Annotated in this window: 11 protein-coding genes; 6 read left to right on the forward strand and 5 right to left on the reverse strand. The window is 64.3% G+C overall.

What is annotated here, in order from left to right; all coding sequences use genetic code 11:
- From RMO18_RS12800 to gpmI, 4 genes are all read right to left on the reverse strand, one after another.
- Window positions 1–451 (reverse strand): RNA pyrophosphohydrolase (locus RMO18_RS12800; RefSeq protein WP_309666376.1); only part of this gene is annotated, 451 nt, incomplete at its 3' end.
- A gap of 39 nt (window positions 452–490) precedes the next feature.
- The gene (locus RMO18_RS12805) at window positions 491–1,840 is read right to left on the reverse strand and encodes a S41 family peptidase (protein WP_309666377.1); all 1,350 of its coding nucleotides are present in this window, start codon (window positions 1,838–1,840) and stop codon (window positions 491–493) included.
- 7 nt (window positions 1,841–1,847) lie between these two features.
- A complete protein-coding gene (locus RMO18_RS12810; RefSeq protein ID WP_309666378.1) occupies window positions 1,848–2,972 on the reverse strand; it encodes a peptidoglycan DD-metalloendopeptidase family protein in 1,125 nt (374 codons plus the stop codon).
- Window positions 2,969–4,486, reverse strand: a complete 1,518-nt coding sequence (gene gpmI / locus RMO18_RS12815; protein WP_309666379.1) for a 2,3-bisphosphoglycerate-independent phosphoglycerate mutase — start codon at window positions 4,484–4,486, stop codon at window positions 2,969–2,971. The genes RMO18_RS12810 and gpmI overlap by 4 nt, the downstream gene beginning before the upstream one ends.
- 203 nt (window positions 4,487–4,689) lie before the next feature.
- Between gpmI and RMO18_RS12820 the strand changes: the two genes are divergently transcribed.
- The 6 genes from RMO18_RS12820 to RMO18_RS12845 all read left to right on the forward strand — a co-directional run bounded on the left by RMO18_RS12820 (window position 4,690) and on the right by RMO18_RS12845 (window position 10,154).
- Window positions 4,690–5,739, forward strand: coding sequence for a Hint domain-containing protein (locus RMO18_RS12820; protein WP_309666380.1), 1,050 nt, complete (start codon window positions 4,690–4,692; stop codon window positions 5,737–5,739).
- Between the two features lie 180 nt (window positions 5,740–5,919).
- Window positions 5,920–6,540, forward strand: a complete 621-nt coding sequence (gene rpsD / locus RMO18_RS12825; RefSeq protein WP_309666381.1) for a 30S ribosomal protein S4 — start codon at window positions 5,920–5,922, stop codon at window positions 6,538–6,540.
- A gap of 128 nt (window positions 6,541–6,668) precedes the next feature.
- A complete protein-coding gene (locus tag RMO18_RS12830) occupies window positions 6,669–7,229 on the forward strand; it encodes a TIGR00645 family protein (protein WP_309666382.1) in 561 nt (186 codons plus the stop codon).
- 69 nt (window positions 7,230–7,298) lie between these two features.
- Complete coding sequence (gene hisC, locus RMO18_RS12835) at window positions 7,299–8,384, forward strand: histidinol-phosphate transaminase (RefSeq protein WP_309666383.1); 1,086 nt, start codon at window positions 7,299–7,301, stop codon at window positions 8,382–8,384.
- Window positions 8,381–9,298: a prephenate/arogenate dehydrogenase family protein gene (locus RMO18_RS12840; RefSeq protein WP_309666384.1), complete on the forward strand. Its 918-nt coding sequence runs from the start codon at window positions 8,381–8,383 to the stop codon at window positions 9,296–9,298. Before hisC ends, RMO18_RS12840 begins: the two co-directional genes overlap by 4 nt.
- Window positions 9,299–9,326: 28 nt before the next feature.
- Entirely contained in the window at window positions 9,327–10,154 is an 828-nt protein-coding gene (locus tag RMO18_RS12845) for an extensin family protein (protein WP_309666385.1), read from the forward strand.
- Window positions 10,155–10,164: 10 nt separating this feature from the next.
- Here RMO18_RS12845 and RMO18_RS12850 read toward each other — a convergent pair.
- Window positions 10,165–10,971 (reverse strand): DUF2125 domain-containing protein (locus RMO18_RS12850; protein WP_309666387.1); only part of this gene is annotated, 807 nt, incomplete at its 5' end.

Below are 10,971 nucleotides of genomic sequence, written 5' to 3' on the forward strand. Positions count from 1 at the left end.
CCACTTCGTCGTAGACCGCGCGTTTGAAGGGGACAATCTCGGCCAGCATCTGATCCGCATCGATCCAGCGCCAGGCTGAGAATTCCGGGTGGACGCTGGCGATCTTGAAGTCGCTGTCCTGCCCGAGGAAGCGGAACAGGAACCATTTCTGCCGTTGGCCGCGATACTTGCCACCCCAGACCTTGCCCAACAGATCGGGCGGCAGATCATAGGTGACCCAGCCGTGGATTTTGGCCACCGGGTCCACCAGATCGGCGGTGACGCCGGTTTCTTCCCACAATTCGCGCAGGGCGGCGGCTTTGGGCTTTTCACCGTCATCGATGCCACCTTGCGGCATCTGCCATGCGGGCGAGGGGCTATCAAGACGCTGGCCGGCGAAAATCAGGCCAGCGGCGTTGATCAGCGTAACGCCGACACAGGGACGATAGGGGAGGGATTCGGGATCGATCATTGGCGTTGCACGGGCGGGGTTGCCCCCGCCCGGCTGACCTTAAGGCGTGGCTTCGGGGGCGATTGCGGTCAGCCCCTTCAGGATGTCGACGGCGTAGGCAAGCTGGTAATCCTCATCGCGCAGCTTTGCGGAATCTTCGGCGCGGGCGAGTTCTTCCTCGTACAGGCGCTTTTCGTCGTCGGTCATCGAATCGTTGGTGATGGCGCCGCGCAGATCCGCCTCGGAGCGGTTCTTGACGGCGGATTTCGGTTCCTCCGGCTTTTCCTTGGCGGCCGGATCGACCGGGGGCTGGTTCACCACGATATCAGGGGAAATGCCCAGCGCCTGGATCGAACGGCCCGACGGCGTGTAGTAGCGCGCCGTGGTCAGCCGCATAGCCCCATCGCCGCGCAGCGGGATCAACGTCTGGACCGAGCCTTTGCCAAAGCTTTTGGTGCCGACAACGATGGCGCGGCGGTGATCCTGCAAGGCGCCTGCAACAATCTCGGAGGCGGAGGCGGAACCGCCGTTGATCAGCATCACGATCGGCTTGCCGTTGATCAGATCGCCGGTGGTGGCATTGTAACGCTCGCCGCTTGCCGGGTCGCGGCCGCGGGTGGAGACGATCTCGCCCTTGTCGAGGAAGGCGTCCGACACGGTGATCGCTTCGTTCAAAAGGCCGCCGGGGTTGTTGCGCAGATCAAGGACGACGCCATCAAGCTTGTCGATGCCGCCCAGTTCTTCGATGCCCTTCTTCAGTTCGGTGTTCAGGCCGGTGGTGGTCTGGTCGTTGAAGGTGGTGATGCGTAGAACGACAGTGCTGCCAACCACACGGCCTTTGACGGCGGTGACCTTGATCGTGTCGCGGATGATCGACACGTCAAAGGGTTCGGGCGTGCCTTCGCGCACCACGGTGATGATGATTTCAGACCCGATCGGGCCGCGCATCATGCCGACTGCATCGTCGAGCAGCAGGCCCAGAACCGATTCGCCGTTTACATGGGTGATGAAGTCGCCGGCTTGAATGCCGGCCTTGGCCGCGGGGGTGCCGTCCATCGGCGAGATGACCTTGATGAAGCCCTCTTCCTGCGTCACCTCGATGCCGAGACCGCCAAACTCGCCGCGGGTCTGCACCTGCATGTCGTCGAAGTCTTTGGCGGACAGGTAGCTGGAATGCGGGTCAAGCGAGGTCAGCATGCCGTTGATCGCGGCCTCGACCAGCTTTTCGGTTTCCACGGGTTCGACATACTGCGCGCGGATGCGTTCGAAGATGTCGCCGAACAGGTCAAGCTGTTCATAGACAGCACTTTCCTTTTCGGCCTCTTGTGCGATCAGCGGGCCCGCGACCTGAGTGGTCAAAAGCGCGCCTGCAATCGTTCCGCCCAATGCGGCCATCACGAACTTCTTCATGCTTGTCTCAGTCTCCTGTTCGGGCGGTGGTGGCAAACCAGTCTAGCGGGTTCACCGGGGCTGCACCCTGCCTCAGTTCCAAATAAAGCGTTTCCGTATCGCGAGGGCCAGAGCCATCTGTAGCTGCGGTGGTGAATTCCGCTGATCCCGGCACGGTTCCCCCCATCAGACCGACAGGTGCCCCGGCGGCCACGACTTCGCCCACCACTCCGTACACCGTATCTAGACCAGCCAGCACCAGAAGATAGCCGTCTCCGGGTTCGAGGATCATCACATTTCCGTAGTCGAGCAGCGGGCCGGTGTAGCGGATTGTGGCGGGCCAGGGGGCGGTGACAAGGGCGCGGGCCTGGGTGGCCAGCGTCAGGCCGGGGCGACGGATGCCGGCGGCGTCGGCCTCATCGGGGCGGCGCAGAAGGGTGCCAAGGACGGGCAGCGGCAAGGCGCCTTTGGCTTGGGTGAAGCTTTGGTCCTGACGGTCGTCGGCATTGAGCGACAATCCGGCGGCGAAGGCCTCCAGCGTATCGGCGCTTTCCAGCAGGCCGCGCAGCACGTCGGGGTCTTCGGTGAACCGCTTGGGCAGGTCGGTGCGGTCAGATATCGCCTGCGACAGCGCGGTGCGGGCGGCCTGTGCCACCGCAAGGCCACGGGTCAGCGTATCACCAGCCGACAGTTGCAAGGCGCGCAGGTCGGTGAGTTCGGTGAGGTCGGCCTTCAGGGCCTGCGCTTCGGCCTGAAGTGCGGGCGTCACCTCGGCCAGCATCATGCCGGAGCGCGCAGTGCCCAGCGGGCCATCGGGGTGCAACAGCAGCAGCGGGCCGGGATTGGCCTCCATCGCCGCCAGAACGCCAAGCAGGCGCGAGACGCGGTCACGCTTTGCCTCAAGTTGCAGGGTCATCGTGGTTTCGCGCAGGCGCGCCTCGCGCAGGGCGCTGCGCAAGACGGCGAGGCCTTCCTCATAAGCGCGGATCGTCTGGCTGAGCGCGGCAACCCGGTCGCGCGAGGCGGTCGCCTGATCAAGGGCTGCGACGGCGGACTGCAGGTCGGACGCAGCCTTTGTGGCCTGTTCGGCCACAGTTTCTGCGCCTGCGGGCAGGGCCAGAAGCAGCAGCGCAAGGGCGGCGGCGCGGATCATGCGATGAGGGATGTCCCGGTCATCTCAGTCGGCTGCGGCAGATCCATCAGCTGCAAAAGCGTGGGGGCGAGGTCCGAGAGGCGGCCATCACGCAAGCGGGCGCCGGGCGGGCCGCCGACAAGGATGACGGGCACCGGGTTCGTCGTATGGGCGGTGTGCGGGCCGCCGGTGACGGGATCGACCATCAGCTCGCAATTGCCATGATCGGCGCAGATCAGCATGGCACCGCCCCTGGCCGTCAGCGCGGCCAGCGCCCGCGTCAGGCCCAGATCCACCGCCTCGCAAGCCTTGATCGCGGCGGGCAGGCTGCCGGTATGGCCGACCATGTCGGGGTTGGCGAAGTTGACGACGATCAGATCGTAGCCATGTTCGATAGCACCAACGAGTTTGTCGGTAACTTCGGCCGCGCTCATTTCCGGTTGCAGATCGTAGGTGGCGACTTTGGGCGACTGCGGCATGGCGCGGTCTTCGCCGGGATAGGGCACTTCGCGCCCGCCGTTCAGAAAGAAGGTGACGTGGGGGTATTTCTCGGTCTCCGCCAGCCGGAACTGGGTGCGGCCGTGGTTGGACACCCATTCGCCAATGGTGTTGACCAGCACGCGTTTGGGGAAGGCGGTGGCCATGTAGGCGTTATGCGCGGTGGAGTATTCGACCATGCCCAGCATGGCAGACCATTTCGGGCGCGGGCCGGCCTCAAACGCAGTGAACGCCGGATCGCCAAGCGCGGCGAGGATTTCGCGCGCACGGTCGGCGCGGAAGTTCAGGCAGAAGAGGCCGTCGCCATCCTTGACGCCCTGATATCCGGCGATGACCGTGGGGGCGAGAAATTCGTCGGTTTCGCCCTTGGCGTAGGAGTGGATGACGGCGCTGGCGGCATCGGGTGCAACCTCACCCGTGGCGCGGACCATGGCGGCATAGGCGCGCTCCACCCGGTCCCATCGATTGTCACGGTCCATCGCCCAGTAGCGGCCGGTGACGGTGGCGATGGTGGCCCCGTTGGGCAAGGCGGCGGTCAGTTGCGCCATGAAGCTGGCGGCAGAGGAAGGTGCCACATCACGGCCATCGGTGATTGCATGCAAGGCGACCGGCACGCCAAGCGCTGTGATCGCGGCGCAGGCGGCGATGATGTGGCTGATGTGGCCATGCACCCCACCGTTGGACACCACGCCCATCAAATGCGCGGTGCCGCCCGCAGCCCTGACGCGTTGCGCAAAACCGGTGACTTCGGGGTTGGCCGCGAAACTGCCGTCTTCGACCGCAAGATCAATTGCGCCCAGATCCATAGCCACGACGCGACCGGCGCCGATGTTGGTGTGGCCAACCTCGGAATTGCCCATCTGGCCGGTGGGCAGGCCCACATCGGGGCCGTGGGTGATGAGGGTGGCGTGCGGGCAGGTGGCCCAGAGGTGGTTGAAGGTTGGCACATGCGCCTGTGCCGGGGCAGACACGGCGGGATTGTCACCAATGCCCCATCCGTCGAGGATGCAAAGGACGACGGGTTTTGGGGTGGGCATGGCGGGCCTCCTTCATCGGTTGGCGGGGTTTTACGCGGATGGTGCGCGCGGGGCAACGGCAGGTTTGCCAGCCGGGCTATCGCGGCGGTTGTGGCGGGGGCTGCGGGTTGCTGGCGCTGTGTTGCCGGGAAAGCATATGCAGGGGTCACGACATTTGCTAATGCTTGCATATAAGAACAAAAAAAGACGAGCAGGCACAGACAATGGGGACGGGCGCGCAAGCGACCTTTGTAATTTCGTGGGCGCAGACAAGGATCGGTGGGTATCCCGCCGGGCCGGTGCATGCGCTTATGCCGGGGGCGGTCTGGGAATGGACCGGGCCGGTTGCGCGGCTGGACGGGCCGCAGGGGCCACTGATCCTTGGGGCCGAGGCAGCCAAGGCGCTGCGGTTGCGCGCGGCGCGGTCGGTGCGGCGGATGCTGGGGGCGATGGCCCCTGACCCTGTGCCACCCGAGCTTGACGTGGCCGATCTGCCTGAGCAGGGCTTTGTGGTGACCGACGGCAAGCACCGCTATGCCGTCAGGTTATTGCATTCGCCGGCAACCGGGGCGCGGCTGTTGCTGTTTGGCGGCGAGATGCCACCGCGCGACCGCCCCTTGCGGATCACCCGCAGCAGGATTGACCCAATGGCCGGGCTGCATGGCGCGACCGGGGTGATCTGCTTTACCCCCGGCACCAGAATGATGACGCCGGAGGGCACGCGTCTGATCGAGACGTTGCAGCCGGGCGATCTGCTGCAGACCAAGGATGACGGCGCGCTGCCGGTGGTGTGGACCGGGCAGTGCCGGATGTCGGGCGCGCGGCTGTTCGCCACGCCCAGGCTGCGCCCGGTGCGGATCAGGGGCGGGGCGTTCGGCATTGGTCAGCCGGACACCGAGCTGATCGTGTCGCCGCAACACCGGATGCTGATCAGCGGCGCTGCGGTATCGGCGCTGTACAACACCACAGAGGCGCTGGTGGCGGCGGAAGATCTGGTCAACGGCAGGTCGGTTGCGGTGGACCTGTCGCCGGGTGGGGTGACCTATGTGCATGTGCTGCTGGAGCGGCACAGCATCGTCTTTGCCAACGGGCTGGCGAGCGAAAGCTTTCACCCCGCCGGGATGGCGCTGGATACGCTTGACCCCGATGATGCGGCGCGGCTGGCCGACCATTTGCCGAAGGTGATGGCTGACCCGGAAGGCTATGGTCCGTATGCCAGACGCAGCGTTTCCAGTGCAGAGGCCGCGATCCTGCGCCACGAACTGGCGGCATGAGGGGCTGTTGACTCTGGCTTTTCGGCCTGTATAAGCCGCGCAAGTCCCGGGAGCGATCTCGGGGCTTTTCATTGGTGTTGGTGGCCTTCGCAAGAAGTCGCCTGTCGCCGGGGAGACCCGGAAAGGACAACGCCCTTCATAGCGCCCCGTCGGGGTGCGGCATAGCGAAGGAGATCAGCCGTGACCAAACGCACGTCTGCCAAGTACAAAATTGACCGCCGGATGGGCGAAAACATCTGGGGCCGTCCGAAATCCCCGGTGAACAAGCGTGAATACGGCCCCGGCCAGCACGGCCAGCGCCGCAAGAACAAGCTTTCCGACTTCGGCACCCAGCTGCGCGCCAAGCAAAAGCTGAAGGGTTACTACGGCGACCTGACCGAAAAGCAGTTCCGCAAGATCTTTACCGAAGCCGAACGCGTCAAGGGCGACACCGGCGAGATGCTGGTGGGTCTGCTGGAGCGCCGTCTGGACGCGGTGGTTTACCGCGCCAAACTGGTTCCGACGATTTTCGCTGCACGCCAGTTCGTGAACCATGGCCACGTTACGGTGAACGGCAAGCGGGTGAACATCGCGTCCTACCGTGTGTCGGAAGGCGATATGATCGAGGTGCGCCAGAAGTCGAAGCAGATGGGTCTGATCCTTGAAGCGATCGCGCTGACCGAGCGGGACGTTCCCGACTACATTGAAGCCGACCACAACAAGATGATCGTCAAGTTCGTCCGCACGCCTTCGCTGGGCGATGTGCCGTATCCAGTGCAGATGGAACCGAACCTGGTCGTGGAATACTACGCCAAGAACTAACCTTGGTGGCGCGTGCACGCACGCAACCTGCCACGATATGAAAAGGGGCCGCACCTTCGGGGGCGGCCTTTCATTTTCAGGGATGCCCGAACAGCATTTCCGCGCTATATGGCCGCCAAAGGGCGCAGGTGCCAGGTTATCTCGGGAAGCAGGACATGTCGGAAAAGCCCAATCTTGAGACGCGATTTGAGCAGGGGCTGTTTGCCAGCCGCTGGCTGATGGCACCGATGTATCTGGGCCTTGTGGTGGCATTGATCATGCTTTTGATCATATTCCTGGGCGAACTGTTCAAGTATGGCACCCAGTTGCCGACAATGGGGGCGGATGAGGGCATCCTCGCGGTTCTGACGCTGATCGATCTGTCGCTGGCGGCGAACCTTCTGCTGATCGTGCTGTTTTCGGGCTATGAGAACTTTGTGTCCAAGCTGGATATCGAGGACACCAAGGACCGTCCAGATTGGATGGGAAAGGTCGATTTCTCGGGTCTGAAGATGAAGCTTATCGCCTCGATCGTCGCAATCTCGGGGATTCACCTGTTGAAGGTGTTCATGGAGATCGGCAAGGTTGACCCGGACAAGGTGGTGTCTTCGTCAGACATGTATCTGATGGTGGTGATCCATTTGACCTTCGTCTTGTCCGGCGTGCTCTTGGCGCTGATGGACTGGCTTTCGGCAAAATCCTACCGCTGATCCGGCGCATAAGCGCACTGGCCAGAACCGTCCGCCGATTGTAGAAGGCGGGCGCAACAGGAGTATTCGATGACCGAAGCCATCCGCCCGCAACCCGGCATCCTTGACATCGCCCTGTACGAGGGCGGTAAGGCGCATGTCGCGGGTGTGGCCAATGCGGTGAAGCTTTCGTCGAACGAAAACCCGTTTGGGCCGTCGGACAAGTCTAAGGAAGCGTTTACGCGCACGGTGCATACGCTGCACCGCTATCCCAACACCGATCATCTGGCGCTGCGCACCGCGATTGCCGAGGTGCACGGGCTGGAGGCGAGCCGGATCATCTGTGGTGCAGGTTCGGACGAGGTGATCAACTTTCTGTGTCAGGCCTATGCCGGGCCGAAGGACGAGGTGGTCTATACCGAACACGGCTTCCTGATGTACCGCATCTACGCGATGGCGGCGGGTGCCACCCCGGTAGAGGTGCCCGAGCGCGAGCGGACGGCCGATGTGGACGCGATTCTGGCAGCCTGCACCCGGCGCACAAAGCTGGTGTTTCTGGCCAACCCGAACAACCCGACGGGCACGATGGTGTCAGCCGCCGAAGTTGCCCGGCTGGCGGCAGGGCTGCCAACGCAGGCCATTCTGGTGCTGGACGGGGCCTATGCCGAATATGTCGAGGGGTATGACGGTGGGGCAGCACTGGTCGATGCGCGCGACAACGTGGTGATGACACGGACGTTTTCCAAGATTTACGGTCTGGGCGGGTTGCGGGTGGGCTGGGGTTACGGCCCCAAGCACATCATCGACGTGCTGAACCGGGTGCGCGGGCCGTTCAACCTATCGACCACGCAGCTGGAGGTGGCCGAAGCGGCGGTGCGCGATCAGGAGTTTCTGGTCCGCTGCCGCAGCGAGAACGCGCGGATGCGGGTCTGGCTGGCTGGCGCCTTGGCAGAGCTGGGTGTGCCGACCGACACGTCGTTGGCGAATTTCGTGCTGGCGCGGTTTGCGAGCCAGGAGGAGGCGGAGTCTTGTGATACCTTCCTGCAAGGCCAAGGGCTTATCGTGCGGCGGGTGGCGGGCTACAAGCTGCCGCATTGCCTGCGCATCACCATTGGCGACGAATCTTCGTGCCGGCGGGTGGCGCATGCGGTGGCGCAGTTCAAGGGTGTGAAATGATCTACCGCCGGGTCGCCTTGATTGGTCTGGGCCTGATCGCCTCATCCATGGCGCATGCGATGCGGGCGGGTGGGCTGGCGGGCGAGATTGTTGGCTATGCGCGGTCGGCGGAAACGCGGGCGGTGGCGCGCGAGCTGTTCTGCGACCGGGTGACCGACACGGCGGCCAAGGCGGTTGCCGGGGCGGACCTGGTGGTACTTTGCGTGCCGGTGGGCGCGATGGAGGCGATTGCAGCCGAGATCGGGCCGCATCTGACGCCGGGTGCCACGGTGACGGATGTGGGATCGGTCAAGCAGGCAGTGATTGCCGCTGTGGCACCGCATATGCCGGCGGGCGTGCAGTTCATCCCCGGCCATCCGATGGCGGGAACCGAGTATTCCGGGCCGCGATCCGGCTTTGCGACGCTGTTTCAGAACCGCTGGTGGCTGCTGACGCCGCAGGACGGCACTGATCCCGCGGCGCTGGAGCGGTTGACGGGGTTGCTCATCGCGATGGGGGCCAATGTCGATACGATGGATGCGCCGCACCATGACCTTGTGCTGGCCGTGGTCAGCCACACGCCGCATCTGATTGCCTATACGATGGTGGGTGTGGCCGATGATCTGCGCCGGGTGTCGAACAGCGAAGTGATCAAGTATTCCGCCACCGGCTTTCGCGATTTCACCCGGATTGCGGCCAGTGACCCGGTGATGTGGCGCGACGTGTTCCTGACCAACAAGGAGGCGACGCTGGATATTCTGGGCCGCTTTACCGAGGAGTTGTTCGCGCTGCAGCGGGCGATCCGGCTGGGGGATGGCGACCATCTGCACGCCTATTTCACCCGTACCCGCGCAATCCGGCGCGGCATCATCGAGGCGGGGCAGGATACGGCGGCCCCGGATTTCGGCCGGGTGGCCGAAGCCAAGGGAAGTTGATCCGGTGCGAGCGGGGGTTGCCGCACTGATGTTTGCGATCCTGGCAACCAGCGGTCAGGCGCAGGTGATCGACCGGTCACCACGCCCGATGCCGAAGCCGGTTTACGCGGCGGCGGCGGTTGAGGCGGAAGCGATGCCGGTGGCGGCGGCGGATGCGCCAAAGGGCGCGCTGCTAAGCTCGTTGCGCCCGATGCCACGGCCAAAGCAGTTGAGCGCGAAAGTGGCCGCGATGGCGGCGGCCAACGCAGCACCAGGGTTGGATCTGAGCACGCCGGTGGAAGAACCGGAGCTGGCCGCCGTTGCGCCGCCGTCAAAGAAGGAACTGCGCCGCAAGAAACGCGAGCAATCCTCGATGGTTGGGGCGGTCTGCGGGGTGCCGGTGATCAAGGGCGAAGAGATCGCGCCGATCAAGTCCAAGGTAAAGGGCTGCGGCGTGCCGGAGGCGGTGCGGATCACGTCGATCTCCGGGGTGCGGCTCAGCCAGGCAGCGACGGTTGATTGCGACACGGCGCGCGCGCTGAACACCTGGGTAACGGATGTTGTGCAACCGGCGTTCAAGGGGCAGGTGGTGGAGCTGCAGGTGGCGGCGCATTACATCTGCCGCAGCCGCAACAATGTGAAGGGCGCCAAGATCAGCGAACATGGAAAGGGCAAGGCCATCGACATCGCGGGCTTTGTGCTTTCAAACGGCAAGTCTTTCACCGTGCTGGACAATTACAACAAGACCCTGCGCAAGGTGCACAAGGGTGCTTGCGGGATTTTCCAGACCACGCTTGGCCCCGGGTCGGATGGTTATCACGAGAACCATCTGCATCTGGACACCGCGAGCTATCGTGGCGGGGCTTACTGCCGGTAAGGGCGGCCTGTCAGTTCGTAGGTGGCAGCAGCATCGGGGCCGGGCCCAGCGGCAGCGGGCCAAGTGACATGCGGCCCGAAGCCAAGGTCAGCGGCAGTTTCAGCACATCAGGCGTGCCGCCTTGTTTTGCCATTGCGGCCATCATGTTTTCCACGGTTGGCGCCACCTCGGGTTTCACTGCGCCAGTCACGATCAACAGTGGGATCAGGCGCTGCCAGTTTGTCACCTCGATCTCGACGCGGCCCGAGGCGAAGCCGCCGGCATCCGGTTCGATCTGACCCTTGGCCAAGATCGACAGGGTGCCCCAGGTGACCAGCACCTCTTTCACATCCAGCCCGGTAAGGGTGGGGCGGGTTTCGCCCGCCATCCGGTCAAGCGGCGCGGACAGGCGGGCGGTCAGGTCGGCGCGGATCACCTCTACCTCGGGCGGCAGATCGGACTGGGCCTGGACCGCCGCAAGAAACGCAGCGTCGGGGGCAAGCGCCAGCGCGTTCAGGCCAATGTCATAGGCCGCAGTCTGGTTGTTGTCGGCAGTCTGGTTGTTGTCGCCAGTCTGGCTGTTGTCGGCGCGGATGGCGAAGACAAGCGAGCCCATGCCCAACGTCCACCCTTGGGTCGAAGTGGCCTTGAGTGCGGTGCCTTCGACGACCACCTCTTGCAGCGGCACCGACGGTGCCGGCCGCGCGCGGGCGCTGGCACGCAGGCCGGTGGAGGTGAGGCCGATGTCCTGATCGGGCAGGCGGATGGTCTGTTCCGGCGGCAGGGCGGCGATGATGTGCCATGGCTTCCACGTCATTGCGAAGACCTGAGCGAAGGG

The sequence above is a fragment of the Tabrizicola sp. genome (assembly GCF_031377265.1).
Classification (GTDB): Bacteria; Pseudomonadota; Alphaproteobacteria; order Rhodobacterales; family Rhodobacteraceae; genus JAUYQR01.

What these genes read in the sequence shown, in the direction of transcription:
- RMO18_RS12840 (WP_309666384.1), top strand. Translation starts at nt 8,381, where the DNA reads ATGATCTACCGCCGGGTCGCCTTGATTGGTCTGGGCCTGATCGCCTCA.
- RMO18_RS12820 (WP_309666380.1), top strand. Translation starts at nt 4,690, where the DNA reads ATGGGGACGGGCGCGCAAGCGACCTTTGTAATTTCGTGGGCGCAGACA.
- gpmI (WP_309666379.1), bottom strand. Translation starts at nt 4,486, where the DNA reads ATGCCCACCCCAAAACCCGTCGTCCTTTGCATCCTCGACGGATGGGGC.
- hisC (WP_309666383.1), top strand. Translation starts at nt 7,299, where the DNA reads ATGACCGAAGCCATCCGCCCGCAACCCGGCATCCTTGACATCGCCCTG.
- RMO18_RS12845 (WP_309666385.1), top strand. Translation starts at nt 9,327, where the DNA reads ATGTTTGCGATCCTGGCAACCAGCGGTCAGGCGCAGGTGATCGACCGG.
- RMO18_RS12805 (WP_309666377.1), bottom strand. Translation starts at nt 1,840, where the DNA reads ATGAAGAAGTTCGTGATGGCCGCATTGGGCGGAACGATTGCAGGCGCG.
- RMO18_RS12810 (WP_309666378.1), bottom strand. Translation starts at nt 2,972, where the DNA reads ATGATCCGCGCCGCCGCCCTTGCGCTGCTGCTTCTGGCCCTGCCCGCA.